This is a genomic window from Dactylosporangium sp. CA-092794 (genome assembly GCF_050948465.1).
Classification (GTDB): Bacteria; Actinomycetota; Actinomycetes; order Mycobacteriales; family Micromonosporaceae; genus Dactylosporangium.
In genome coordinates, this window is the sequence record NZ_CP192044.1 from 1,434,947 (window position 1) to 1,461,015 (window position 26,069).

Genomic DNA, 26,069 nt, shown 5'->3' on the forward strand with positions numbered 1-26,069 from the left:
ATGCTTGACGAACAAGACGCCATCGCGGCCGCAGCTGCGTTTCTCGCTGAGACGAGCCGGCAATGGCCCGATCTGAACGTGCGGGTCGCGTCGCACTGGACGTTTGCCGATGACGGGAAGCTCATCGTGCCCTGGAACACCGTTGAGGCGCTCGACCATGGAGACGCGGACGCCGAGTTGGGTGGCAACATGCCAATCTGCGTCGATCTTAAGACCGGCGAATGTCGCTATATAGACATTAATGAGTTGGTAAGCTATATGAGTCGAGGTCTCATATAGGGAGGTTGTCTCGTGCGCCCAGCGGGCAGGGCGATTGCGGAGTCGAGCGATGAGGCTGTGAGCAGGGGTTCATGCGGTGAGTGAGCGCTGCCGGGGCCAAAGAAACGGGTGAGGCCGCATCGGTGATCATGGAGTTCTCGACGCCCCGTGACCCCGCAAGGACCTCACCCGCAGATGGCATCATCCCTCATCCCCGCACTGGCTGTCACCGCGCCTGACGCGGACTTCGCGCCTGCCCCAGTCACCGATCGTGAGCACGGCGGGCTGCCGCACGCCTTGGCCGCGGTCCCGGACCCGCGTGACCCGCGCGGGATCCGCTATCCCCTCGTCGGTCTGCTCACCGTCGCGGTCTGCGCGGTCCTCGCCGGCGCGTCGTCGTTCGCTGCCATCAGCGACTGGCTGCACGACCTGGACGAACACGCTCCGGCCCGGCTCGGGTTCGGCCGCCGGATGCCGGCGGGCACAACGGTGTGGCGGCTGTTGACCCGCCTCGACGCCGGCTTGCTCACCCAGGTCCTCGCAGGCTGGCTGCGCACCCGTACCCCACCGGTGCCGTCCCGGCCTCGCTGCTACCGCACCGTCATCGCCGTGGACGGCAAGACCCTGCGGTTGAGACACGAGGTCGTAGTGCGCCGCGAGGCGCCATCACTTCCGGGTGGGGTGAAGGACCCGCCGCTGGTCTGTCGCAGCAGGCTGGTGAAGCTGAGGGCAGTCGTGCGACGTGAGGTCGCACGTATTGAGTGATCGCACTGTTTGGAGGATCAGTCGTATGACGAGGGTGTGATCCGGTCCAGTGTCCGGTGTGGACCGTCCCTGTCCTGGCGTGCGTCGCCAGGGTCTTTGCGTAGTCGATTGACAGGTGTTTGACCTGGGTGGATGTCGGTGTCCGGGCCGGGGGCCGGGCTGATACGAGACGGGTGCGACCCATCGGTGATCATGGAGTTGCTGAGACAACATGACACCGACGAGGGACCGCACCCGCTGATGCCATCATCGCTGATCGACGTGATCCGCCAGCACGTACCCACCGCTGCCAGCCTCACGATGGCGGCTCGCGTCGAGCAGCCCCGCGGCCTGCTTGCGGCCCTGGCCCGGGTGCCTGATCCGCGCGACCGGCGTGGGATCCGTTACTCCCTGGCAAGCCTGCTCGCGGTGGCCGTGTGCGCGGTCCTGGCCGGCGCGGTCACGTTCGCGGCGATCATGGACTGGGCCGACGACCTCGACCCGGCCGCCGGCCGCCGGCTCGGGTTCACCGGCCGGGTCCCCGTGCTGAGCACACTGTGGCGGCTGCTGATCCGCGTCGACGCCTCCACGCTGCAGGCCGTGCTGACCGACTGGCTGCGGTCCCGCCTGCCCGTACCCCAACCGACCGTGCGACCCCACTGGCGGATCATCGCCATCGACGGCAAGGTCCAGCGCGGCGCCCGGCTACCCGACGGCCGGCAGGTCCACCAACTGTCGGCCTACGACACCACCGACGGCGTGGTCCTGGCCTGTTGAACGACGTTCGGTGTGAGGACGTGTGAGGCGTGTGCGTCGTTGCTGGTAGGCGGCGTTGGGGGCGAGCCTGGGGCTTGCCCTTTGTGCTGTGCGGCGACAACGTGAGCGGGGTCTGGATAGGGGCGGCCCTCCCGGTCTTTCTCTTGGCCGAGGTGGCCGGGAGGGCCGTGTGCGCTGCTTGGAGGCAGCTTGATGCTCACGGTAGAGGCCGACGCGGGTCGCGTCGAGGAACGTTTGCGGTCTGGTGGGCTTGTTTGCCCGTTCTGTAGCGGTGTTTTGACTGCTTGGGGGTTTGCCCGGGTGCGGGTGCTGCGCGGGGTGTCGGGCCCGGTCCGGGTGCGTCCGCGGCGGGCGTGGTGCGCTGGTTGTGGCCGCACGCAGGTGTTGCTGCCGCTGTTCGGGTTGTCCCGGCGTGCGGATGTCGCCGAGGTGATCGGTGCGGGGCTGGTGGCGAAGGCGGCCGGGTTGGGGCATCGGCGGATCGCGGTGCTGCTGTCGCGGCCGGCGGCGACGGTGCGGGGGTGGCTGCGCCGGTTCGCCGGGCGTGCCGAGTCGGTCCGGGCCGGGTTTACGGCCCTGGCCGTGGATGTCGATGCCGGCACGCCGCCGCCGATGGCGGCGGGGTCCGCATTCGGGGATGCGGTCGCGGCGGTGTTGGCGGCGACGGCCGCGGTGACGGCGCGGTGGCCCGGGTTGGCGCTCGCCGTGTCGCCGTGGCAGTTGGCCGCGGCGGTGTCCCACGGCAGGCTGCTCGCACCCGCCGCCGGCGGGCAGTTGACCAACACGAACCGCCTCTGGGCAGGGCTTTGGTGATCGAGCACCCTCACGCGCAGGTCCCATGACCTGCAGGTGAGGAGATTGCATTGACTACCTTTGATGATCAGGTGCGGGTGCGGGCCGAGCGGGCCCGGCAGGTCGCCTTGTTCCGTTACCGGCTCATCCAGGACGTCATCGACGTGCGCCTGACGAGCCGGGAACGCGGCCGGCTGGTGACGGCGATCGCCGGGCGGGAGCACGACGGCCCGTTCGGGGAGAAGATCACCGTGTCCCGGCAGACGATCGACCGGTGGTGCCGCCGCGACGGGTTCGCCGGTCTGGTTCCGCAACCGGCGCAGGTCCACCCGCGCACCCCGGCCGAGGTCCTGGACATGGCCGCCGGGCTGAAACGGGAGAACCTGGCCCGCACCGCGACCCAGATCGCCCGGATCCTGCGGGCGTCGTCGGGCTGGTCACCGTCGGAACGGACCCTGCAACGGCATTTCGAACGCCTGCAGCTGCACGCCCCCGCACCCTCGACCCTCGCCCAGACCGAGGTGTTTAGCCGGTTCGAAGCCGACCGGCCCAACGAATTGTGGGTCGGCGACGCGCTGCACGGCCCGGTCGTGGCCGGCCGGAAGACCTACCTCTTCGCGTTCCTGGACGATCACAGCCGGGCGGTGATGGGTCACCGGTTCGGCTACTCCGAAGACACCGTCCGCCTCGCCGCGGCCCTGCGCCCGGCCCTTGCCAGCAGGGGTGTCCCGGCCTCGATCTATGTTGACAACGGCTCGGCATTCGTTGACTCGTGGTTGCTGCGGGCCTGCGCGAGCCTGGGCATCAAACTCGTGCACTCCACCCCGGGCCGGCCGCAGGGCAGAGGCAAGATCGAACGGTTCTTCCGCACCGTCCGTGAACAGTTCCTGGTCGAACTGTCCACACCCGACAGTCAACCGATCGGCGACCTCGCCGAACTGAACCGGCTGTTCACCGCCTGGGTCGAGACTGAATACCACCAACGCATCCACACCTCCACCGGTGCCGCGCCGCTGGCCCGCTGGCGGGCGACACTGCCCAGCCCGCTGCCCACACCAAGCCCGGCCGCGCTGCGCGAGGCGTTCCTTTGGTCGGCGCACCGGACCGTGAACAACACCGCCACCGTTTCGTTGCACAACAACATCTACCAGGTCGACCCGATCCTGGTCGGCCGGAAAGTCGAGTTGGTGTTCGACCCGTTCGACATGACCGACGTCGAAGTCCGCCACCACGCCCGCTCCTACGGCCTCGCCGTCGCGTTCCGGATCGGCCGCCACGCCCACCCGAAGGCTCGACCCGAACACGTCGCGATCGACCCGCCACCGGTCGGCATCGACTACCTGCACCTCATCGGCGCCACCCACGCCGCAGCCCTCGGCGACCGTGTCAACTACGCCGCTCTCACCGCCACCACCCACCCGGAGCACGAGCAGACGCCCGATCGGACCGAGGAGCAGCGGTGACCATCGAACGCCTGCAAGCCTTCTACGGCTTCACCCGCATGCCCTTCGGCCGCAACCTCGCCCCCGGCATGCTGCACCGCCACGGCAGCCACGCCGAAGCTGTCGCCCGGATCACCTGGTGCGTCACCGAACACGCCCTCGGCGTCGTCACCGGTGAGGTCGGCGCCGGGAAAACCGTCGCTGTCCGCGCCGCACTCACCGCCCTGGACCCCACCCGTCACACCATCATCTACCTCGGCAACCCCACCATCGGCGCCCGCGGCATCCACCACGCCATCGTCACCGCCCTCGGCGGCCTGCCCCGCACCCACATGGCCACCCTCATCCCACAAACCGCCGACGCCCTCGCCGCCGAACACGCCGAACGCGGCCGCACCCCGATCCTCGTCATCGACGAAGCCACCTCCTGGACCACCACCAACTCGAAGGCATCCGGATGCTCACCAACCACGACATGGACTCCGCATCCCCGTTCGCCTGCCTCCTCGTCGGCCAACCCACCCTCCGCCGCCGCATCAAACTCGGCATGTTCGCCGCCCTCGACCAACGCATCGCCCTGCGCTACACCCTCGCCCCGATGACCCCGACAGACACCGCCAGCTACCTCCGCCACCACCTCACCCTCGCCGGCCGCTCCGACACCCTCTTCTCCGACGACGCCACCGCCCTCATCCACCAAACCAGCCGCGGACTACCCCGCGCCGTCAACAACCTCGCCGTCCAAGCACTCATCGCCGCGTTCGCCGCCGACAAAGCCATCGTCGACGAATCCTCAACCCGCGCCGCAGTCACCGAAGTCACGACAGAATGAACCGCAAAACGACACCATGAACACCACAGCCCCGCCGGACACCACCGGCGGGGCTCACCTAACACCGCTCACGCTCACCAGCAACGACGCCTTCATGCTCACGCCGAACGTCGCGCAACACTGGCCCAGGTCCAGATCCCGGCGAAGTCCAACGAAATCCCGGCGTTCACCCCGCTACTCGAACAGGTCGTGGCCCGGCTCGGCAGCCTGAACAATGTGGTGTTCGTCGCCGACGCACTGCACGCGCAGGTCGCCCACGCCCGCGAGGTCGCCAGACTCGGCGGGAACCTGTACGTTGCGGTCAAGGCCAATCAGCCCACGTTGTTCGCCCAGCTCAAACAGCTTCCGTGGGCGCAGGTCCGGTCGGGGACCGTCGCCGTGACCGTGGGCACGGACGCCGGGAGACCCGCACCGTCAAGGCCCTGACCGTGTGCACCCCGGGTGGTATCGCGTTCCCGCACGCTGAGCAGGCGGTACGGATCACTCGCACCCGCATCGTCGGCGACCAGCGCACCCACGAGATGGCATACCTGGTGGTGTCCCTGCCCGCAGACCAGGCACAACCGGCTGACCTGCAGGACTGGGCCAGTTCCGAGTGGCACATCGAAAATCGGCTGCACTTATCAGGGGGTGTAAGCCCTTTGTCATCAATGTCAGCGACGGCCGTCATCTGTTCCTCTTCTTCTCGTTGAGTCACTGCTATCAGCGGGGGCTCTTCGACGAGAAGGAACAGTGGCAGTGGCGTACAGCATCGCGGTTCGTCCGCCGGGCGGATGTCCGACGTGGACGGTGGTGGACGAGGCGTATCGCACGGTGCCTGCGATCGAGGAGTGGTTGGAGGCTCATCGGGTCGAGTGGTCGCCGAATACGGTGCGTGGGTATGCGACCGCGCTTGCCCCAGTGGTGGACGTTCCTGGAACAGCGTGGCGAGGCGGAGGGATGGGATCGGCTGGGGGTGCTGGCGGTTACCGCGTTCCTGTCCTGGTTGCGGAACGGCCGGACCGTTGAGCGGTCCCTCACCGTCGTGGTGGATGGCCCGTCGGCGGAGACGTTGGAGGCGCGGCTTGCGGCGTTGATCTCGTTCTACCGGTGGCAGGCGGTAGTGCACGAGGTTCCGGTCGCTGGGCGGCTGCTCAAGGGCGCCGCGCGGCGGGCCCCGGCCCGCGGGCTGCTGTCGTCGGCCCAGTCCATGATCGCCGCGAACGTGACCGCGCCGGCCAGGACCGCGCACACGGCCACCGCGAGCAGGCTTGCCAGGGAGTAACGGATCCCACGCCGGTCGCGCGGATCAGGCACCCGGGCCAGGGCCGCAAGCAGGACGCAGGGCTCCTCGACGCGAGCCGCCATCGTGAGGCTGGCAGCGGTGGGTACGTGCTGGCGGATCACGTCGATCAGCGATGATGGCATCAGCGGGTGCGGTCCCTCGTCGGTGTCATGTTGTCTCAGCAACTCCATGATCACCGATGGGTCGCACCCGTCTCGTATCAGCCCGGCCCCCGGCCCGGACACCGACATCCACCCAGGTCAAACACCTGTCAATCGACTACGCAAAGACCCTGGTCGACGCTCGCCAACCCCGAGATCCTGCGACCACTGCTCGACGGCCTTACTGTGCGATTGGACGGCGCCCCATCGGCGCCGAGCGTCATAAGCCGACGCCGGAAGATTCTCAACACCGCAGTCGAATACGCGGTTGAGCTGAAGCTGCTTGATGCGAATCCGATTCCGGCGCTGAAATGGAAGAAGCCCAAACCGACTCAACCGGTTGACCCGCGCTGCGTCCCGAATCCGGTTCAGGTGCGTTCGCTGCTCCACGGCGTGCGCGAACAGGGGCGCGTGGGGCGCCGCCTGGTCGCGTTCTACGGCTGCTTGTACTACGCGCTCATGCGTCCCGAAGAGGCAGCGTTTCTCAACAAGCGGCACCTTGTGATCCCGAAAGTGGGATGGGGGCAATTCCATCTCGACGGCGCCGATCCCTACGCGGGCAAGGATTGGACGGACACCGGCAGGGACCGGGATCAGCGGCAACTGAAGCAACGCGACCGCGGCGAGTCGCGTACCGCGCCATGCCCGCCCGAGCTGACCGCGCTTATTCAGGCCCATCTGGACGAGTTCGGGACGACACCGGACGGCCGGCTGTTCGTCGGTGATCGTAATCACGAGGAACTGCCGAAGCTCACTGTCGTGCGGACGTGGAGCCGAGCACGTCAGGCAGTGTTCACGGAGGAAGTCGCCGCTTCGCCGCTGGCGGGCCGCCCGTACGACCTGCGCCACGGCGGCATTTCCACGTACCTCAACGAGGGTGTTCCACCGACCGATGTTGCCGACTGGGCAGGGCAGTCGGTGGAGATCCTGTTCAGGATCTACGCCAAGTGTCTCGATCGTGGCCTACAGCGCAACCGTCACCGCGTCGATCGGGCGCTCGGCCACGGGTAGGCGCGCCCAAACGGTGGCGCGCCGGTGGCGTGGCTGGCCGATCAGGGCCGGATAACGCCAGTGACAGCCGGACACGGCAACGGCGCCGTTGGCCTGCATACCCGCAGGTCAGCGGCGCCGTTTTTGCTGCTAGAAGGCGATTCGATCGGTGGTGCCCCCGGCAGGATTCGAACCTGCGCTCCCGCCTCCGGAGGGCGGTGCTCTATCCCCTGAGCTACGGGGGCCTTGCGTTGTTCTCTCGTCTCGCGACGTCGACCACATTAGCAGAGCCCCGCCCCGGCCCGCGCGGTGGTTCCCCTGTGGCGGGTGGGGCGGGGTGGGGCTTAGGAGGACAGGGGCTGGGCGCCCAGGTCTTTTAGCATCTCGGTCAGTTGGGAGATGTCGTAGGACTGGGACACGCGGATCTTCTCCGCGGCGTCGCGGACCTCCTGGGACTGCGCCTTCTGGGCGGCGGCCTCGGCCATGTGGATGCCGCCCAGGTGGTGGCGGAGCATCAGCTGGCACCACAGGGTGTCGAAGTCCTTGCCGGTGGAGGACTTCAGCTTCGTGAGCTCGGCGTCGGAGGCCATGCCGGGCATGCGGCCGTCCGGCTGGAGGGTGTTCTGGCCCTCGGGCATCCAGGACATGGCGCGGGAGTCGGAGGTGGGGGAGAGGTGCCACTCGGTCAGCCAGGCCTGCATCTGGCCGATCTGCCACTGCTGGCTGGCGGCGATGTCGTAGCCCAGGTTGCGGATCTGGTCCGTGGTGCCCAGGCGGTACGCCCACATGCCCATCTCCACGGCCTGCGCGTGGTGGACGCTCATGTCGCGGGCGAAGCCGGCGTCGACCGAGTCGTTGCCGGGGGCCCGGAGGGTGGGGATCAGGTAGCCGATGGCGGTGCCGGCTCCCAGGAGGAGGACGGCGGCGAGCACGCCCAGGGTCAGGCGTGCTCGCCGTGAAAGTTGCGCGAACACGGTTGCTCAGTTGCCCATCGTGTTGCCGGCGCCGCTCGGGTCGTCCTTGCCGAGGTCGTGCGGTGTGGTGCCGGTGTCGGTGATGAAGCTGCCGTTGGAGCACGGGGTGCCGGGCTCGAGGCTGGCGTTCTGGCGCAGGGCCTTGATGAACTGGTCGATGCGCTTGTCGTCGGCGTTGTCGACCTTCAGCTGGAAGCCCCAGGCCTGTAGGGAGATCGGCTTGTCGAGGCCCGGATACGGGCTCATCAGCATGTAGTCGTTGCCGCGGACGCGCTTGGCGAGCTTCTCCACCTGGTCGGCGGGGAGGCTGGGGTTGTACGTGATCCAGACGGCGCCGTGCTCCAGGCTGTGCAGGGCGTGCTCGTTGGCGATGGCCTGCGGATACACGTCGCCGAGGCAGCGCTGCCAGTTGGCGTTGTGGTTGCCGGCGACGGGCGGGCTCAGCGGGTACTTCTGCGGGCCCCACACGTGCTCGCGCTGCTCCGTCATAGGCTTGTCGATCTTGAAGTAGTCCTTGATGCCGTCGATCTGGTCGGCGCGCTGGTGCCAGGTGAGGCCGTTCTGCCAGACCTGGTACCCCGCGAAGCCGATGATCGCCAGGGCCAGCACGCCGACGGTGGTGAACAGCGCGATCGGGCCCCAGGACATGCCCTGCTTGACCTTGACCGGGGCGATCTTCTTGGCGGCCGGGCGGCTGGCCGTCGCGGGGCGCTTGCCGGCGGCGGTGGCCGTCGTGGTCGTCTTGCGGGCGGGGGCGGACTTGCGAGGGTTGGCCTTGGGCCTGGTCGCCTTGGCCGGCTCGGCGGGGGACTCGGCAGCGTCCGCCTCTTCCACCTCGTCGACCTCGTCAGCCGCGAGGTCGACCTCGTCGAGCGACTCGTCACCGCCCTGCTTCGGCTTCGCGCCGGAGACGGCCTTGGTGGACGGCTTGCGATTGCCGCCACCGTGCTGGGTGCTCATGCTCATGTCGTCGCCTCGCTACGCTCAGCGTGGTGCTCGCTCATCGGGCCTCGTCTGGTCAACGGTCGGGGGTCGTGGCGGGCAACCGCCGTCCCGCATTGTGACCAGCACAACGGGCCGCCGCCAAGTACGGGAGTCTACCCCCGATAGCATTTGTCGGTGACTCCCGCCGAACTCGCCGTAGCAGTCCTCGCCGCCGCTCACGCGGCCATAACCGAGCGTGACCTCGACTCGTCCGTTCTTCCGGCGACGACCAGCGTGGAGCGACCGCGAAACCCGGAGCATGGTGACTATGCGTCCAATATCGCCCTGCAGCTGGGCAAGAAGGTCGGGCTGAACCCGCGCGAGCTGGCGAGCCTGGTCGCGAAAAATTTGCAGGAAACTCCCGGGATCGACGGCGTTGAGATCGCCGGGCCCGGCTTTCTCAACATCCGGCTGTCCGCGGCCGCCGCCGGCGAGCTGGCGGGGCTGGTGGTGCGGGCCGGGCGGGCCTACGGGCGCAGCGAGACGCTGGCCAAGGAGAAGGTCAACCTGGAGTTCGTCTCGGCGAACCCGACCGGGCCGGTCCACCTCGGCCACACCCGCTGGGCGGCGGCCGGCGACGCGCTGGGCCGCGTGCTTGCCGCCGCGGGCGCCGACGTGACCCGCGAGTACTACATCAACGACGCCGGCGTGCAGATGAACCGGTTCGGCGAGTCGGTCATGGCCGCCGCGCGCGACGAGCCGACCCCGCCCGAGGGCTACCCCGGCGAATATATTCAGGACATCGCCGCGCGGATAGTCAATGAAAATCCGGACATTCTGCGGCTGCCCGAAGCCGACCAGCAGCGAGCCTTCCTGGCCGAGGGCTACCAGGCGATGCTCAAGGAGATCCGGGCCAGCCTGGAGCGGTTCGGCGTCCACTTCGACGTCTGGTTCTCCGAGCAGACCCTGCACGACGGCGGCGCGGTCGAGCACGCCCTGGAGGAGCTGCGCAAGCTGGGCCACGTCTTCGACTCCGAGGGCGCCGTCTGGCTGCGCACCACCGACTTCGGCGACGACAAGGACCGGGTGCTGATCCGCTCCAACGGCGAGAAGACCTACTTCGCCGCCGACGCCGCGTACTACATCAACAAGCGCGAGCGCGGCTTCGAGCGCTGCATCTACATGCTGGGCGCCGACCACCACGGGTACATCGGCCGTCTCAAGGCGATCGCGGCCTGCGCCGGCGACGACCCGCAGCGCAACATCGAGGTGCTCATAGGCCAGCTGGTCAGCCTGCTGCGCGGCGGCGAGCCGGTCCGGCTGAGCAAGCGGGCCGGCACCCTGATCACGCTCGACGAGCTCATCGACGCGGTCGGCGTGGACGCGGCCCGGTACTCCCTGGCCCGCTCCTCCACGGACTCGCCGCTGACGCTGGACATCGAGGTCATCACGCGGCAGAAGAACGACAACCCGGTCTTCTACGTGCAGTACGTCGGGGCGCGCACGGCGTCGATCGCGCGCAACGCCGCCGAGCTGGGGCTCGAGCGCGGCGACGCCTATGACGCGGCGCTGCTGGTACACGAGAAGGAACTCGACCTGCTCAAGGCGCTCGCCGATTTTCCGTCCGTCGTCGCCACCGCGGCGGAGCTGCGCGAGCCGCACCGCGTGGCACGCTATCTGGAGGACCTGGCCGCGGCGTACCACCGGTTCTTCGACAACTGCCGGGTGCTGCCCATGGGCGACGAGCCGTTCACGGAGACCAACCGGGCGCGGCTCTGGCTCAACGACGCCACCCGCCAGGTCATCGTCAACGGGCTGGACCTGCTCGGCGTCTCGGCGCCGGAACGGATGTAGAGCACATGCGCGCACACGAGGCCGGAGCGCTGCACGCGGACCTGGGATCGAACGGTCCGTCGTGGCTGCGTACCCCCGACGACGTCAACGCCCTGGTCCCGACGCTGTGGCCGAAAACAGTAACCAGGGCGGCAAACGGGACGATCGAGGTGGGCGGCGTCGCGGTGACGACGCTCGCCCAGGACCACGGCACCCCGGCGTACATCTTCGACGAAGAGGACTTCCGGGCCAGATGCCGCCGGTTCAAGCAGGCGTTCGGCGGCGCCGAGGTCTACTACGCCGGCAAGGCCTTCATCGCCACGCACATCGTGCGGATCCTGGTCGAGGAGGGCCTGTCGCTCGACGTCTGCACGGGCGGGGAGCTGGCGATCGCCCTGCGCGGCGGCATGCCGCCGGAGCGCATCGGGCTGCACGGCAACAACAAGTCGGTCGCCGAGCTCACCGCCGCCGTCGAGCACGGGGTCGGCCGGATCATCGTCGACTCGTTCGACGAGATCGAGCGGCTGACGCGGATCGCCACCGAGACCGGCGCCCGGCCCAAGGTGATGGTCCGGGTCACGGTCGGCGTCGAGGCGCACACGCACGAGTTCATCGCCACCGCCCACGAGGACCAGAAGTTCGGCTTCTCGCTCTCCGGCGGCGCCGCGGCCGAGGCGGTGGAGCGGATCCTCGCCGACGACGTGCTGGAGCTGCGCGGCCTGCACTCGCACATCGGCTCGCAGATCTTCGACGCGGCCGGGTTCGAGGTCGCCGCGCGGCGGCTGCTCGGGCTGCAGGCGCGCATCAGCGAGGTGCACGGCAGGGAACTTCCGGAGCTCGACCTCGGCGGCGGGTTCGGCATCGCGTACACCACCCAGGACGAGCCCGCCGACCCCGCCGACCTGGCCGGGGACCTGCTGCGGATCGTCAAGCAGGAGTGCGCCGCGCTGCACCTGAGCGTGCCGCACCTGTCCGTCGAGCCGGGCCGCGCGATCGTCGGGCCGGCGATGTTCACCCTCTACGAGGTCGGCACGGTCAAGGACGTCGACGGGATCCGCACGTACGTCTCGGTCGATGGCGGGATGAGCGACAACATCCGGCCCGCGCTCTACGACGCCGCCTACTCCGCGACGGTCGCCGGACGGGCCTCGGCCGAACCGCCGATTCTCGCCCGCGTGGTGGGAAAACATTGCGAGTCCGGGGACATCGTCGTGAAAGATGAATTCCTGCCGGCCGACGTCAGGGCCGGAGATCTTCTTGCGGTCCCGGGCACCGGCGCCTACTGCCGCAGCATGGCGAGCAACTACAACCACGTCCCCCGCCCGCCGGTCGTGGCGGTGGCTGACGGCTCCTCGCGGGTCATCGTGCGCCGGGAGATCATGGACGACCTGCTCAGACTGGACGTGGGGTGACATATGCCGCCATCCGTGAAGGTAGCGCTGCTGGGCTGCGGGACGGTCGGTTCGGAGGTGGTCCGCCTCCTGCACGAGCAGGAGCACGACCTCACGGCCCGCATCGGCGCCCCGCTGGAGCTGGTCGGGGTCGCCGTGCGCCGGGCCGGCAAGGCCCGTAACCTGCCGGTCGACCCGGCGCTGTTCACCACCGACGCGCTGAGCCTGGTCAAGCGCGACGACGTCGACGTGGTCGTCGAGGTGGTCGGCGGGATCGAGCCCGCCCGCACCTGGCTGCTGGAGGCGCTGCACGCCGGCAAGAGCGTGGTCACCGCCAACAAGGCGCTGCTCGGCGAGGACGGCGCCACGCTGCACAAGGCCGCCGCCGACGCGGGCGCCGACCTCTACTACGAGGCCTCGGTCGCCGGCGCCATCCCGCTGCTGCGCCCGCTGCGCGACTCGCTGCACGGCGACCGGATCACCCGGGTGACCGGCATCGTCAACGGCACCACGAACTTCATCCTGTCCTCCATGGATGCCACCGGCGCCGGCTTCGCCGAGGCGCTGGAGGAGGCGACGGTGCTCGGCTACGCCGAGGCCGACCCGACCGCCGACGTGGAGGGCTTCGACGCCGCGGCGAAGGCCGCCATCCTCGCCTCGATGGCCTTCCACAGCCGGGTGACCTCGGCCGACGTGTACCGCGAAGGCATCACCGAGGTCACCGCCGCCGACGTGGCCAGCGCCAAGGCGATGGGCTGCACGATCAAGCTGCTGTGCATCGCTTCGAAGGCCAACGGCGCCGTCTCCGTGCGCGTGCACCCGGCGATGATCCCGCGCACCCACCCGCTGGCCGGTGTCGGCGACGCGTTCAACGCGGTGTTCGTCGAGGCCGAGGCGGCCGGCCAGCTCATGTTCTACGGCCGCGGCGCCGGCGGCGCCCCGACCGCCTCCGCGGTGCTCGGGGACGTCGTCGCCGTGGCCCGCAACCGCCTGGCGGGCGTCCGCAGCGCGTCCGAGTCGGCCTACGCCGACCTGCCGGTCTCGCCGATCGGGGACGTCCTCACGCGGTACCACATCAGTCTCGACGTCTCCGACAAGGCCGGCGTGCTGGCCCACGTCGCCGGCGTCTTCGCCAAACACGGCGTCAGCATCGCGACCGTCAACCAGTCCGGCCGGGGTAACCAGGCCGTGCTCGTCATCGTCACGCACGCCGCGCCGGACCGCGCCCTCGCGGCCACCGTCGCCGAGTTGCGCACACTGGACATCGTCCGCGCGGTGGCGAGTGTCCTGCGCGTCGAAGGGGAGTAGAGCGCCATGTGGCGTGGTTTGATCGAGGAGTACCGCGACCGCTTACCGGTCGGCCCGCAGACTCCCGTGGTGACCCTGCACGAGGGCAACACGCCGCTGCTGCCGGCGCCGGAGCTTTCCGCGCGGACGGGCTGCGACGTGTACCTCAAGGTCGAGGGCGCCAACCCGACCGGCTCGTTCAAGGACCGCGGCATGACCGTCGCGGTCTCCAAGGCCCTCGAGGAGGGCTCGAAGGCGATCATCTGCGCCTCCACCGGCAACACGTCGGCCTCGGCCGCCGCCTACGCCGCCCGCGCCGGCATCACCTGCGCCGTGCTCGTGCCCACCGGCAAGATCGCCTTGGGCAAGCTCGCCCAGGCGCTGGTCCACGGCGCCCGCCTGCTGCAGGTCACCGGCAACTTCGACGACTGCCTGGCGCTGGCCGCGAAGCTGGCCCAGGACTACCCGGTCTCGCTGGTCAACTCGGTCAACCCGGACCGCCTGGAGGGCCAGAAGACCGCCGCCTTCGAGATCGTCGCCGGCCTCGGCGACGCCCCTCACGTGCACTGCCTGCCGGTCGGCAACGCCGGCAACATCACCGCCTACTGGATGGGCTACAAGGAGGACCACGCCGCCGGCAACGCGACCCGCCGCCCGCGGATGTTCGGCTTCCAGGCCAGCGGCGCCGCCCCGATCGTCAACGGCGCCGTGGTCCGCGAGCCGAGCACCATCGCCACCGCGATCCGCATCGGCAACCCGGCCTCGTGGACCAAGGCGATCGACGCCCGCGACGAGTCCGGCGGCCTGATCAACGCCGTCACCGACCGCGACATCCTGCAGGCTTACCGGCTGCTGGCCCGCTCGGTCGGCGTCTTCGTCGAGCTGGGCAGCGCGGCGAGCGTGGCCGGGCTGCTCCAGGTCTCCGCCCAGGGCCTGCTCGAGCCGGGCCAGACCGTCGTGTGCACGGTCACCGGCCACGGCCTGAAGGACCCGGAGTGGGCGATCTCCACCGCGCCCGCGCCGACCACCGTCCCGGCCGACGCGCTCGCCGCCGCCAAGGCGCTGGACCTGGCATAAGCCTGCGGGACTCCGGTCCGTGCAACTGACGACCGTTGCTCCCGTCAGACACCGCTCGGGCCTGGCGGCCCTCCCTGCCAGGCCCGCGGTGCCAAGAGCGAAGCGAAAAGTCGGGCACTCCGTGCCACGACTTTTCGGACTTATACCCCGGCCGCCGAAATATCCACTATTTCCCCCTTTGCCGGTGCTGGACCGGCAGTAAGTCTCCGCGATCATGCCTGAGCCGCAGCCCGCACCACGCGTTTTCCATGATCGCGGAAGGTCGATGTACCCATAGGTACCTTAAGGCTCCACGATCATGAGAAACCCGCCCCGCGCCAGCCGGAGCCGCATGATCGCGGAGAGATTCGTCCGCCAACGCCGTCGCTCTGAACGGAGCGGGCGGGTGGCACGGGGTTCGGTGTAGCTGGCGGGGTTTGCGGGTGCGGGCTTCGGTGCGCTGCCGGCGCTGCCCCGGAACTCGGCGGCGGCGTCGGCTGTGGTCCGGGGTGCCGAGCGGCCGGGTGGCGTAGGCGAGTTCACCGTCGGTCTCGGACGAGCAGCCGCGGCTGCTCGCCGGCGTGTTTCGGGTAACGGCGGGCGACCGGGGGCTGCGTCGACGGCCACGGTGCGCAGCCCCCGGTAGCGCACGCCGGGCCGGCCGCGCAGCCCGGCGACCCCGGCCCGGATCTCGAACAGCGCGGCGCCGATGCGACGGCGGGCCCGACGACGTGGTTCGTTCGCTCCAGCCGCAGCCGGGTCGCGGAGTTCCGGCAGCTCAACCCCTCGCCGTTCCGGGAAATCGGGCGTTTGACGGATATTTCCCCCGCCAGGTCATAAGTCCGAAAAGTCGCGGCGCGGAGCGCCCGACTTTTCGTCATCCAGCCGGCAGCCGGGCTAGGGGGTTGAGCCGGCGGCGGGCGCCGGGCGGCGCATCGAGACCAGGGCCCAGCCGCCGGCGTAGAGCAGGGTCGTGGCGCCGGAGGCGGCGATCAGCAGGCGCGGGTCCGTGTGGTCGATGAAGGCGCCGACGGCGAGCTGGCTGACCGCGACCGACAGCGTGGCGAGCATGAAGTCGGTGGCGAAGACGCGGCCGCGCAGGGCGTCGGGTACCTCGGTCTGCAGCACGAAGTTCGACATCATCCAGTTGCCGCCGCCGGCCAGGTGGGCCAGCACCACGCCGGCCAGCACGAGCGGGAACCAGGTGAGCAGGCTGACGCCGATGTACGCGACGCCGTACAAGGCCATGGACAGCGCCAGGCCGGGCAGGAGCCAGGCCGGGTGGGACAGCACGCGGCGCAGGACCAGGGGGCCGATCAGGGCGCCCAGGCCGCGGGCGGCGAACAGCAGGCCGGTACCGAGCGGGCCGGCCCCCAGCAGGACGGCGAGCAACGGGAACGCGGTCAGCACGCCGTTGCCGAGGCCGACCGCGGACTTCACCGTCACCAGCGACGCGACCCGCGGGTTCGCGCGGACGTAGCGCAGCGCCTCGGCGATCGCGGCGAAGGTTGGTGCCGGCTCCTCGGTGCGCTCGGCCTGCAGCGGGCGGCGGACCCGCCAGACCTGCAGCGCGGAGAACGTCAGCAGGACGGAGGCCAGCACGAAGCACGGATAGGCGCCGAACGCGTCGGAGGCGATGCCGCCGAGCGACGCGCCGATGACGAGCATCGTGCCCCACGCCGAGCCGGCCAGGGCGTTGGCCTCGGACAGGTCCTTCGCGTCGACGACGTTGGGCAGCGCGGCCTGCGCCGCGGGGCTGAAGAAGGCCTTGGCGACCGCGATCGCCCCGACGGCGAGGAGCGCCACCCAGGCCGTGGCCGGCGTGCGCACGAGCAACAGCAGCAGCGCGCAGGCGGCCATGGACAGATCGGCGGCGATGAGGATTCGGCGCCGATCGAGCCGGTCGGCGACCGTGCCGGTGTAGGGCAGCAGCAGCGCCGTCACGCCGGTGTCCGCGGCGAGGACGAGCGCGCCCCACAGTCCGGAGCCGGTGAGGTGCGGCAGGAGCGTGAGGAGCGGGATCATCACGAACCAGTCGGCGCCCAGGCCGATCAGGTCCGCCGTGAACAGGTTGCGGAAGTCCTTGTTGCGGGTAAGGACCGAAAGCGCTGGCGGCACCCCCACACGGTAGTGGCTCGGCCCGCCCCTCCTCGAAGAACACAAACCCGATGACTCGGGCCGCGTCACTTGCAGACCGTCGCTCCCGCCAGACACCGGTCGGGCCTGGCGGCCCTCCCTGCCACGCCCGCGGTGCCAAGAACCCCGCACCTCTCCAGCCCGCGTCACCGCTACCCGTTAAGTCGAGCGCTCCGCGCCACGACTTAACGGATTTTTCGCCCGACACCAGATAAAAGCGCATATGCCCCCATCCCCCGCCGCGATCGCAGCCACAACTCTCCACGATCATGCGCGACCCGTCCCCGTTCACCGGCTTTCTCGTGATCGCGGAGACAACGTGTACTGATAGGTACCAAGAGTCTCCGCGATCATGAAATAGCGTTGGTGCCGACCGCGATGGGTGCATGATCGCGGAGACTTCTGGTCGCGATGCCCGCCGGGATCAAGCCGATCGAGGGCGACTCGGTGATGCGAGGCCCGGCCAATCGACAATGATCGAATCGACAAAGGGCCAATCGACGTGGGTCGACCAGTCGTCGTTCGCGGAGCAAAGTCGAGCAGGTCGAGCGGGCTGGGCGGGCTGAGCGCGCGGTCGAGTGGGTCGAGCGAGCCGAAGGTCGAGCAACGTGAGCAAGCCGAGCGGGAGAGCGGCGGTGTGGGCGGTGCGAGCGGAGCGGGCGGTGCGAGGGGAGCGGGCGGAGTGGGTGGAGTGAGCTGAGTGCGGGAGTGGGTGCGGGCGGGTGGAGTCGAGGGGGACTTGCGCGCGTGGGCTATCGTAGTGATATCACTTCGATATCCCTCAAGGAGCAGGTCATGGAGAGACGGGCCTTCCGGGTCGCCGGGTTCGCGATGCTCGGTGTGCTGGTCGTCATCGCGGTCGTGATCGGGGTGGCGCTCGCCACGCTGGAGGAGGGGCCCGCGAGCCTGGTCGCCGCGGTGCTGGCCGTGGTCGCCGCGCTGATCCTGACCGGGTTCACCGTGATCAATCCCAACGAGGCGCGGGTCGTGCAGTTCTTCGGGCGGTACGTCGGGACCGTCACCGACGCGGGGTTCCACTGGGCCGTGCCGCTGAGCACCAAGCGGCGGATCTCCCGGCGGGTGCGCAACTTCGAGACGGACCGGCTCAAGGTCTCCGACGCCGACGGCAACCCGGTCGAGATCGCCGCCGTGGTCGTCTGGCGGGTGGTCGACACGTTCAAGGCGTCGTTCGGCGTCGACGACCACATCTCCTACGTCGCCGTGCAGGCCGAGGCGGCGGTGCGGCACCTGGCGACCAGCTACCCGTACGAGTCGCACGACGACGGGCGGGCCAGCCTGCGCGAGGGCAACGTGGTGAGCGAGGAGCTGACCGCCGAGCTCGGGGAGCGGATCGCGCTGGCCGGGGTCGAGGTGCTCGAGTCGCGGATCACCCACCTCGCGTATGCGCCCGAGATCGCCCAGGCGATGCTCGCGCGGCAGCAGGCCAGCGCGATCGTCGGGGCGCGGTTCAAGATCGTGGAGGGCGCGGTCGGGATGGTGCAGAGCGCGCTGGAGCGGCTCGGTCAGCTGCAGGTGGTCGAGCTCGACGAGGAACGCAAGGCGCAGATGGTGGCCAACCTGCTGGTCGTGCTGTGCGGGGACCGCAACGTGCAGCCCGTCGTGAACACCGGCACGCTGTACGGCTGAGCCCGTGCCGGAGCGCAAGAAGCTGCTGCTGCGCCTGGATCCCCAGGTGCACGACGCGATCGCCCGGTGGGCGGCCGACGACCTGCGCAGCGTGAACGCCCAGATCGAGTTCGCGCTGCGCCTGGCCCTGCGCCAGGCGGGGCGCGAGGTACGGCGGGGGACCGTGGACGTACCACCGGATGATCCTGAGGATTGAGCAGCTCCGTCCTCATGGTGAGATGTGCGCATGGCCTTCCTGCCCGACCCGGTTCTCGTCCGCGTGCCGGCGACCAGCGCCAACCTCGGCCCCGGCTTCGACGCGCTGGGTCTCGCGCTGACGCTGTACGACGAGGTCGAGGCGCGCGTCACCGGCGGCGGCGTGACCGTCGAGGTGAGCGGCGAGGGTGAGGGCGAGCTGCCGGGCGACGAGAGCCACCTCGTGGTGCGCGCGATGCGCCGCGCCTTCGCCGAGCTGGGTGAGGGCGAAGGCAAAACACCGGGGCTGGCGCTGCGCTGCCGCAACCGCATTCCCCAGGCGCGCGGGCTCGGCTCGTCCTCGGCCGCGATCGTCGCCGGCATCGTGCTGGCCCGCGAGCTGGTGGCCGGCGGCGCGGAGCGCCTCGACGACACCGCCGCGCTGACCATCGCCAGCGAGCTCGAGGGCCATCCCGACAACGTCGCGCCGTGCCTGCTCGGCGGGTTCACGATCGCCTGGACCGAGCGCGGCCGGGCCGAAGCGGTGCGCCGGGAGCCGGACCCGGGCATCCGCCCGGTGCTGTTCGTGCCCGAGGAGCGCGGCCTCACCGAGGCGGCCCGCGCGGCGCTGCCCAAAACCGTGCCGCACGAGGATGCCGCGTTCAACGCCGGGCGCGCGGCGCTGCTGGTGCACGCGCTGTCCGGCGACCCCGCCCGGCTGTTCGCGGCCACCGAGGACCGGCTGCACCAGGGGTACCGCGCGGAAGGAATGCCGGCCACGGCAAGCCTTGTGGCGCATTTGCGCGGGCAGGGCGTGGCCGCGGTGGTGTCCGGCGCCGGGCCGAGCGTGCTCGCCTTCGGCGTCGACGCGTGGACGCCGCGGCCGGTGTCGGGATGGCGAGTTCTCCCGCTGGATGTCGATGTGACGGGCGCCCGCGTCGGCGGTGAGCTGCGATGAGGTACGCTGGAACACGCCGAGCGGGACCCTGTTGCCGCTGGCTAGCAGAGTTGATTACTCTCTAGTCTTACAGCAGCCGCTCAGTGCGGCGATCTCATGCGGGGCGGCGTGCTCCGAATTCCGTGGCACCCCTTGCGCACGCCCGGCCGCCAACCCGCAGTTTCCTGTGGTCGCGCGCACGGCTGGGCCAAAGACGCAGATGGTGGCGTCCCAGCCCATCGGCACGGCGCTGTAACACCTCCCGCACCGCACGCGAGGCGGGAGAACCCGCGGGCCACCCGGCCACCGTCTCGTATCCGGGCAGCCCCGGCCTAACGAGGGAAGGAATCCATTGAGCGACACCACCGACGTCACGTCGGATGTCTCCACCGACCGCGCCGCGGTCGAGGCCGACGGCGCCGAGGCCGGCGCGACGCGTCGGCGGCGCTCGGGCACGGGGCTGGCCGGCATGTTGCTGCCCGAGCTGCAGAGCCTGGCCGCCTCGTTGGGCATCTCCGGCACCGCCCGGATGCGGAAGGGCGAGCTCGTCACCGCCATTCAGGAGCGCCAGGCCGGCGAGTCGCGCCCGGCCGCCGCGCCCGCCCGGACCACCCGGGCCGCGCGCAGTGAGACCCGCACGGAGACCCGTACGGAGACCCCCGAGGCGGACTGGCCGTCCGCCACCGAGGTCACCGAGCCGCCGGCCCGCTCCCCTCGTCGGGCCACCCGGGCCGCCGGGCCGCCCGAGCCGCGTCCCGCCCGCGAGGAGACCCCGGCCGCCGAGCCGGTCGCGGCCGCCGCGGCGCCAGTCGCCGAGCGTCCCAGCCGCGCCGAGCGCACTGAGCGGGCGGAGCGGGGCGAGCGCACGACCGAGCGGGCCGAACGGGCCGAGCGCGCTGAGCGGGCTGAGCGCACGGTCGAGCGGGCCGAGCGCCCGGAGCGCGGCGAGCGCACCGAGCGCGGCGAGCGGGCCGCCGAGCGCGGCGACCGCGCGGAGCGGGCCGAGCGGCCCGAGCGCAACACCGCCGACCGGGGTGACCGCGCCGAGCGGGGCGATCGCAACCAGCGCGGCGGATTCACCGACGACGACGGCGACGACGACGGCACCGGCCGCCGCGGGCGGCGCAGCCGCTTCCGCGACCGCCGCCGGGGCCGCGAGCGCGACGGCACCGAGACCACCGGCGGCCGCGGCGGCAACGAGCCGCAGGTCAGCGAGGACGACGTCCTCGTGCCCGTGGCCGGCATCCTCGACGTGCTCGACAACTACGCGTTCGTGCGCACGACGGGCTACCTCTCCGGCTCCAACGACGTCTACGTCGCCATGTCGCAGGTCAAGCGCTACGGCCTGCGCCGCGGCGACGCGGTCACCGGCGCCGTGCGCCAGCCCCGCGACGGCGAGCAGCGGCGGGACAAGTACAACCCGCTGGTCCGCCTCGACACCGTCAACGGCATGGACCCGGAGGAGGCCCGGCGCCGCCCCGAGTTCTACAAGCTCACCCCGCTGTATCCGCAGGACCGCCTCCGGCTGGAGACCGAGCCGCACATCCTCACCACGCGCGTCATCGACCTGGTGATGCCGATCGGCAAGGGCCAGCGCGCGCTCATCGTCTCGCCGCCGAAGGCCGGCAAGACGATGGTCCTGCAGGCGATCGCCAACGCGATCACCCGCAACAACCCGGAGTGCCACCTCATGGTCGTCCTCGTCGACGAGCGACCCGAGGAGGTCACCGACATGCAGCGGTCGGTGAAGGGTGAGGTCATCGCCTCGACCTTCGACCGCCCGCCGACCGACCACGCCACCGTCGCCGAGCTGTCGATCGAGCGCGCCAAGCGCCTGGTCGAGCTCGGTCACGACGTCGTGGTGCTGCTGGACTCGATCACCCGCCTGGGCCGCGCCTACAACAACGCGTCGCCCGCCTCCGGCCGCATCCTGTCCGGCGGTATCGACTCGACGGCGCTGTACCCGCCGAAGCGCTTCCTCGGCGCGGCGCGCAACATCGAGAACGGCGGCTCGCTGACCATCATCGCCACGGCGCTGGTCGAGACCGGCTCCACCGGCGACACGGTCATCTTCGAGGAGTTCAAGGGCACCGGCAACGCCGAGCTCAAGCTCGACCGGAAGATCGCCGACCGGCGCATCTTCCCGGCGATCGACATCGACCCGTCCGGCACCCGCAAGGAGGAGATCCTGCTGGCCCCGGACGAGCTCGCGATCGTCATCAAGCTGCGCAAGGTGCTGCACGCCCTCGACTCGCAGGAGGCGCTCAACCTGCTGCTGGACCGGCTCAAGAAGACCCGGACCAACGTCGAGTTCCTCATGCAGATCGCCCAGACGACCCCGGGCGAATGAATGTTCCGGGACTCCGGTCCGTGCGACGCACGACCGTTGCTCCCGTCAGACACCGGGCCCGGCCTGCCCTGAACGGGCGGCCGGGCCCTGCCATGTCCGCGGTGTCAAGGACCCCGCGGTGCCGCGTCCGCGGTAACGAAGCGTCTGCGGTGCCAGGTCCGCGCGGTAGCGAGGGCGTCCGCGGTCAAGGACCCTGCGGTGCCGGGTCCGCGCGGCAATGAAGGCGTCCGCGGTGCCAAGGACCCCGCGGTGGCGAGGGCGGGCGCTAGAAGTTGCCTTCGGCCACCTGGAAGACGGTCAGGCCGAGGCCGCGCCACATACGGACCACCTGCTGGCGGTCGTCGAAGACGCCGACGACGTGGTAGCGGCTGCGGATCTCCTTGTCGAAGATCTCCGCCTTCACCACCGAGTCGCGGCGCGGGTCGCCGGCGGCGCGCATGAACAGCGCCGAGTACGGCACCGCCACGTGCTCGGCCAGCCACGCCTCCGTCGCCGCCCGGCCGTCGTCCGTGCGGCCCGAGCAGAACACGATCTCGTGGCCCGCCGCGTGCATCGCGCGGACGGCGGCGATCACCGGGGCGTTCGGCAGGTCCTCGCCGACCCGGGTCATGTCGTACGGGGTGCGGCCGTTGAACAGCGCGACCGTGCCGTCGATGTCGACGATCACCGCGCGCGGGGCGTCCGGCGGCGGCTCGTACGGCGCGGCCGTCCTCGTGTCGAGGACCGGCAACGGCAGGGGGAGGGCCCGGCCCGCGAGGTACCGCAGATGCATCGACCGGATCACCTCCTCACCCACGTGCCCGTCGCCCATGCGCAGGGCGTCGCGGCGGATGCACTCCTCCAGCGGCACGTCGGTGAAGTCGCGCACGCTGAAGTGGGCGCCGCACCTGGCGGCCAGCTCGGCGAACTCGCGCACGACCCGGCCGCGCAGGTTGGTGTCGTCGCAGACCACGTCGGCGCCGGCCCGCAGCAGGGCCTCCACCGCGGCGTGGTGCGCGATGGTCACCTCGTGCTCGGCGCGGCCCCGCCGCTCCGGGTCGTCGACCCGGCCGCCGTGCAGCATCCGGCGCAGCTCGTCGCGGTTGACCCGGACCAGCCCGGGCTGCCGGCGGGCCCAGGTGCTCTTGCCGGAGCCGGGGAGGCCGCGGGTGATCGTCAGCGTCGCCATCTACGCATCCTCCCCGACTGCCCGGCCGGCCGGTGGCGCCGGGTTCGCGCCCGGCATTTAGGCATCCTCCCCGGCTGTCCGGCTCCCCGGCTGTCCGGTGGCGCCGGGTTCGTGCCCGGTATTCAGCCATCCTCCCCGGCTGTCCGGCCGGTCGGTGGCGCCGGGTTCGTGCCCGCCGTCCCGGCGTCCTCCCCGACCGGCGGGCGCACCTGCTGCCACAGCAGCGGCGTGTAGTCCTTGCCGTCCAGGCGCAGGAACAGGCAGCCGCGCGCCGGGTGGCGGGCCACCGCGAGCGCGAAGTCCTTGCGCGTCCAGGCCGACGGCAGGGTGGCGACGACCGCGGTGTACTCCCGCTCGACACCGGCGACCAGCGCGTCGACCTGCGCGGTGAGCCCGGCCGCGATGCCCGTCGCCCAGGCGTGGAACTCGTCGGGCAGCGGCTCGAGCAGCTCGTCGAGGCGGCCGCCGACCATCGCCTCCCACACGACGCGCGGGTTGAGCCCGGTGACGATGCGGTGCAGCCGGACGTACTCCGAATATTTGATCTTCACGCGCGTGTCCGGCCCGGTGAAGTGCACGACCAGGCCCTCGCGGTTGTCGCGGGGCGGCGCGGCGAGCGCCTCGGCCAGGGTCGTGTAGCCGAACGACTCCACGACCGGGCCGGGCCAGCCGGACACGGCGCCGGGGCCGTGGCTGCGGCCGGTGGCGATCTCGACGGCGCCGAGCAGGACGAGGTCGTCCAGCCCGGCGTAGTCGATCACGATGCGGTTGCCCGGGTAGATGATCTCGAAGAGCATCGTGAGGCCCTCGGGCGGAGTGAAGCTTTCGGCGTACCGCGAAATCCACACCTTCGTCGCGTGGCGCGCCTGCTCCGAGTCGAACGACCCGCGCGTGGCGACCGCCCACCCGTCCGGCGTGGGGAAGAGCACACCGAGTGACCCGTCGGCCTTGTCCGTGACCGACACCGGGCCGTCGAGGTCGAGCGCGGGCGCGCCGGGCTGGCCGTGGTTGAAGAACTTCGCGAACGGCCGCGCCAGCACCCGCCCGCCGGCGGACACGACGAGGCCGCGGCAGGCCAGGGTGGCCGCGTTCCACACGTTCTCGTACTGCGCCTTCTCCGTGTAGTTGTGGATGAGCAGCGGCAGGGACGGGTGGCGCTGGGTGCGGATGTACCCGCCGCTGACCATGTCGGCCAGCAGCTTCGGGTCGCAGAGGTGATCGATGTGGAGGATCATGGCGCGGTACAGCGTAGGCGAGCCGCGCTCGCGTGTGCTTGGCATTATCGGGCCGGGGAATGCCGGCCCGGGTCAGGGCGTTACACGGACCGGTCGAGGTGCCCTGACGCCGTTGTGGCAGACTTGACCGTCGGCCAACTCAGGTTCCGGTTCACGCCCCGGCGTGGGCGACCCGGCGACCGAATGATCGAAAGGACCGCGGCCATGAAGCCGGAAATCCACCCGGAGTACGTGACCACGCAGGTCACCTGCTCGTGCGGCAACTCCTTCACCACCCGCAGCACCGCCAAGGGCGGTCAGATCCACGTGGAGACGTGCTCCGTCTGCCACCCGTTCTACACGGGCAAGCAGCGCGTGCTCGACACCGCGGGCCGGGTCGCGAAGTTCCAGCAGAAGTACGCGAAGGCCCAGGCCAAGAAGGCCGGCAAGTAGCTGCGCTTCCGGCGCCCGCACCGCCCCTGCCCGGGGATCGGTGCGGGCGCCGACGCTGTTCGGCTCCATTCGTGGTCTCTTTGAGGATTGGTCTGTTGTGAGCACCGACACCCGGCTCGCCACGCTCCTGGCGGAGTACCAGGAGCTCGAGCAGAAGCTCGCCGACCCCGGCATCCACGCCGACCAGGCGCTGGCCCGCCGCACCGGGCGGCGCTTCGCCGTGCTGTCGCCGATCGCGAAGACGGCCGGCGAGCTGGAGCAGACCCGCGAGGACCTGGCCGCGGCCCGCGAGCTGGCGGCCGAGGACCCGACGTTCGGCGGGGAGGCCGACGAGCTGGAGGCGCGCATCCCGCAGCTGGAGGAGCGCCTCGCCGAGCTGCTCGCCCCGCGCGACCCCAACGACGCCAAGGACCTGATCATGGAGATCAAGGCCGGCGAGGGCGGCGAGGAGTCCGCGCTGTTCGCGGGCGACCTGTTGCGGATGTATCTGCGCTACGCCGAGCGCCACGGCTGGGTCACCGAGGTCCTCGACTCGCAGGAGTCGGACCTGGGCGGCTTCAAGGACGTGGCGATCGCGATCAAGACCCGGGGCATCCCCGAGGGCGGCAACGGCGTCTGGTCGCGGCTGAAGTGGGAGGGCGGCGTCCACCGCGTGCAGCGCGTGCCGGCCACCGAGTCCCAGGGCCGCATCCACACCTCGGCCGCCGGCGTGCTGGTCACCCCCGAGGCGGAGGAGACCGGCGAGGTCGAGATCGACACCAACGACCTGCGCATCGACGTCTTCCGGTCGTCGGGCCCGGGCGGGCAGAGCGTCAACACCACCGACTCGGCCGTGCGCATCACGCACCTGCCGACCGGCATCGTCGTGTCCTGCCAGAACGAGCGCTCCCAGCTGCAGAACAAGGACCGCGCGATGCGCATGCTGCGGGCCAAGCTCGTCGCGCTCGCCGAGGAGCAGGCCGCGGCCGCCGCCGGGGACGCGCGGCGCTCGCAGGTGCGCACGGTCGACCGGTCGGAGCGCATCCGGACGTACAACTTCCCGCAGAATCGGATTTCGGACCATCGGATCGGTTACACGGCGTACAACCTGGATCTGGCCCTGGGCGGCGACCTCGACGGCGTCCTGGACGCCCTGGCCGAGGCCGACCGCAAGGCCCGCCTCGCGGGTGAGGACCAGCTCAGCCGAGGGTGATCGGGGTCTAACGCCAACGTCACATCCCCGAAACGGTGCAGCGGCAGCCTGGTCTCCGGTAGCGTTTCGTGCC

At 70.6% G+C, this 26,069-nt stretch carries 24 protein-coding genes, 1 tRNA gene and 1 pseudogene; 19 read left to right on the forward strand and 7 right to left on the reverse strand.

Annotation, left to right across the window (positions count from 1 at the left end; all coding sequences use genetic code 11):
- From ACQPXD_RS06300 to ACQPXD_RS06335, 8 genes and pseudogenes are all read left to right on the forward strand, one after another.
- Positions 1-279: a hypothetical protein gene (locus tag ACQPXD_RS06300; RefSeq protein WP_432835729.1), complete on the forward strand. Its 279-nt coding sequence runs from the start codon at positions 1-3 to the stop codon at positions 277-279.
- A gap of 147 nt (positions 280-426) precedes the next feature.
- Entirely contained in the window at positions 427-1,023 is a 597-nt protein-coding gene (locus ACQPXD_RS06305) for a transposase family protein (protein WP_432835731.1), read from the forward strand.
- A 240-nt stretch (positions 1,024-1,263) separates the two neighbouring features.
- Positions 1,264-1,779: a transposase family protein gene (locus ACQPXD_RS06310; protein WP_432835733.1), complete on the forward strand. Its 516-nt coding sequence runs from the start codon at positions 1,264-1,266 to the stop codon at positions 1,777-1,779.
- A 381-nt stretch (positions 1,780-2,160) separates the two neighbouring features.
- Positions 2,161-2,592, forward strand: a complete 432-nt coding sequence (locus tag ACQPXD_RS06315; RefSeq protein WP_432835735.1) for a hypothetical protein — start codon at positions 2,161-2,163, stop codon at positions 2,590-2,592.
- 50 nt (positions 2,593-2,642) lie between these two features.
- Entirely contained in the window at positions 2,643-4,034 is a 1,392-nt protein-coding gene (locus ACQPXD_RS06320) for a DDE-type integrase/transposase/recombinase (protein WP_432835737.1), read from the forward strand.
- Complete coding sequence (locus ACQPXD_RS06325) at positions 4,031-4,615, forward strand: AAA family ATPase (protein ID WP_432835739.1); 585 nt, start codon at positions 4,031-4,033, stop codon at positions 4,613-4,615. The genes ACQPXD_RS06320 and ACQPXD_RS06325 overlap by 4 nt, the downstream gene beginning before the upstream one ends.
- Complete coding sequence (locus ACQPXD_RS06330) at positions 4,612-4,845, forward strand: hypothetical protein (RefSeq protein ID WP_432835741.1); 234 nt, start codon at positions 4,612-4,614, stop codon at positions 4,843-4,845. The genes ACQPXD_RS06325 and ACQPXD_RS06330 overlap by 4 nt, the downstream gene beginning before the upstream one ends.
- Before the next feature lie 96 nt (positions 4,846-4,941).
- Positions 4,942-5,271 (forward strand): annotated as a pseudogene (locus tag ACQPXD_RS06335) (transposase); the annotation flags it as partial.
- A gap of 657 nt (positions 5,272-5,928) precedes the next feature.
- On the opposite strand, the gene ACQPXD_RS06340 reads toward ACQPXD_RS06335, so the two are convergent.
- Positions 5,929-6,360: a transposase family protein gene (locus ACQPXD_RS06340; RefSeq protein ID WP_432835743.1), complete on the reverse strand. Its 432-nt coding sequence runs from the start codon at positions 6,358-6,360 to the stop codon at positions 5,929-5,931.
- Positions 6,361-6,462: 102 nt separating this feature from the next.
- On the opposite strand from ACQPXD_RS06340, the gene ACQPXD_RS06345 reads away from it, so the two are divergent.
- Positions 6,463-7,281, forward strand: a complete 819-nt coding sequence (locus ACQPXD_RS06345) for a tyrosine-type recombinase/integrase (RefSeq protein WP_432835745.1) — start codon at positions 6,463-6,465, stop codon at positions 7,279-7,281.
- Between the two features lie 149 nt (positions 7,282-7,430).
- Here ACQPXD_RS06345 and ACQPXD_RS06350 read toward each other — a convergent pair.
- From ACQPXD_RS06350 to ACQPXD_RS06360, 3 genes are all read right to left on the reverse strand, one after another.
- Positions 7,431-7,505 (reverse strand) — tRNA-Arg (locus ACQPXD_RS06350).
- Positions 7,506-7,604: 99 nt separating this feature from the next.
- Positions 7,605-8,234 (reverse strand): DUF305 domain-containing protein, encoded by a 630-nt coding sequence (locus ACQPXD_RS06355; protein WP_432835746.1) that lies wholly within the window; start codon positions 8,232-8,234, stop codon positions 7,605-7,607.
- 6 nt (positions 8,235-8,240) lie between these two features.
- Entirely contained in the window at positions 8,241-9,200 is a 960-nt protein-coding gene (locus tag ACQPXD_RS06360; protein ID WP_432835748.1) for a DUF3105 domain-containing protein, read from the reverse strand.
- Between the two features lie 153 nt (positions 9,201-9,353).
- Between ACQPXD_RS06360 and argS the strand changes: the two genes are divergently transcribed.
- The 4 genes from argS to thrC are packed head-to-tail and all read left to right on the forward strand — an operon-like array spanning position 9,354 to position 14,746.
- Positions 9,354-11,012, forward strand: a complete 1,659-nt coding sequence (gene argS, locus ACQPXD_RS06365; RefSeq protein WP_432835750.1) for an arginine--tRNA ligase — start codon at positions 9,354-9,356, stop codon at positions 11,010-11,012.
- A 5-nt stretch (positions 11,013-11,017) separates the two neighbouring features.
- A complete protein-coding gene (lysA, locus tag ACQPXD_RS06370) occupies positions 11,018-12,403 on the forward strand; it encodes a diaminopimelate decarboxylase (protein WP_432835752.1) in 1,386 nt (461 codons plus the stop codon).
- Between the two features lie 15 nt (positions 12,404-12,418).
- Complete coding sequence (locus ACQPXD_RS06375) at positions 12,419-13,690, forward strand: homoserine dehydrogenase (RefSeq protein WP_432835754.1); 1,272 nt, start codon at positions 12,419-12,421, stop codon at positions 13,688-13,690.
- Positions 13,691-13,696: 6 nt separating this feature from the next.
- Positions 13,697-14,746: a threonine synthase gene (gene thrC, locus ACQPXD_RS06380; protein ID WP_432835756.1), complete on the forward strand. Its 1,050-nt coding sequence runs from the start codon at positions 13,697-13,699 to the stop codon at positions 14,744-14,746.
- Between the two features lie 876 nt (positions 14,747-15,622).
- On the opposite strand, the gene ACQPXD_RS06385 is transcribed toward thrC, so the two are convergent.
- A complete protein-coding gene (locus ACQPXD_RS06385; RefSeq protein ID WP_432835758.1) occupies positions 15,623-16,843 on the reverse strand; it encodes an MFS transporter in 1,221 nt (406 codons plus the stop codon).
- An 813-nt stretch (positions 16,844-17,656) separates the two neighbouring features.
- On the opposite strand from ACQPXD_RS06385, the gene ACQPXD_RS06390 reads away from it, so the two are divergent.
- The 4 genes from ACQPXD_RS06390 to rho all read left to right on the forward strand — a co-directional run bounded on the left by ACQPXD_RS06390 (position 17,657) and on the right by rho (position 21,969).
- The gene (locus ACQPXD_RS06390) at positions 17,657-18,508 is read left to right on the forward strand and encodes an SPFH domain-containing protein (RefSeq protein WP_432835760.1); all 852 of its coding nucleotides are present in this window, start codon (positions 17,657-17,659) and stop codon (positions 18,506-18,508) included.
- Positions 18,509-18,512: 4 nt separating this feature from the next.
- On the forward strand, positions 18,513-18,704 hold the full coding sequence (locus ACQPXD_RS06395) for a hypothetical protein (RefSeq protein ID WP_432835761.1): 192 nt from the start codon (positions 18,513-18,515) through the stop codon (positions 18,702-18,704).
- Between the two features lie 24 nt (positions 18,705-18,728).
- On the forward strand, positions 18,729-19,640 hold the full coding sequence (gene thrB / locus ACQPXD_RS06400) for a homoserine kinase (RefSeq protein WP_432835763.1): 912 nt from the start codon (positions 18,729-18,731) through the stop codon (positions 19,638-19,640).
- 331 nt (positions 19,641-19,971) lie between these two features.
- Positions 19,972-21,969 carry a transcription termination factor Rho gene (gene rho, locus ACQPXD_RS06405; protein ID WP_432835765.1) on the forward strand — a complete coding sequence of 666 codons (1,998 nt, stop codon included), beginning with the start codon at positions 19,972-19,974 and terminating at the stop codon, positions 21,967-21,969.
- A 265-nt stretch (positions 21,970-22,234) separates the two neighbouring features.
- On the opposite strand, the gene ACQPXD_RS06410 is transcribed toward rho, so the two are convergent.
- Together ACQPXD_RS06410 and ACQPXD_RS06415 are read right to left on the reverse strand one after the other, a co-directional pair.
- Positions 22,235-23,137, reverse strand: a complete 903-nt coding sequence (locus ACQPXD_RS06410; RefSeq protein WP_432835767.1) for an AAA family ATPase — start codon at positions 23,135-23,137, stop codon at positions 22,235-22,237.
- A 122-nt stretch (positions 23,138-23,259) separates the two neighbouring features.
- Positions 23,260-24,372, reverse strand: a complete 1,113-nt coding sequence (locus ACQPXD_RS06415) for an RNA ligase (protein WP_432835769.1) — start codon at positions 24,370-24,372, stop codon at positions 23,260-23,262.
- A gap of 204 nt (positions 24,373-24,576) precedes the next feature.
- Between ACQPXD_RS06415 and rpmE the strand changes: the two genes are divergently transcribed.
- Together rpmE and prfA are read left to right on the forward strand one after the other, a co-directional pair.
- The gene (rpmE, locus tag ACQPXD_RS06420) at positions 24,577-24,804 is read left to right on the forward strand and encodes a 50S ribosomal protein L31 (protein WP_432835771.1); all 228 of its coding nucleotides are present in this window, start codon (positions 24,577-24,579) and stop codon (positions 24,802-24,804) included.
- Positions 24,805-24,901: 97 nt separating this feature from the next.
- Positions 24,902-25,996 carry a peptide chain release factor 1 gene (gene prfA, locus ACQPXD_RS06425; protein ID WP_432835773.1) on the forward strand — a complete coding sequence of 365 codons (1,095 nt, stop codon included), beginning with the start codon at positions 24,902-24,904 and terminating at the stop codon, positions 25,994-25,996.
- The last annotated feature ends 73 nt before the right edge of the window (positions 25,997-26,069 follow it).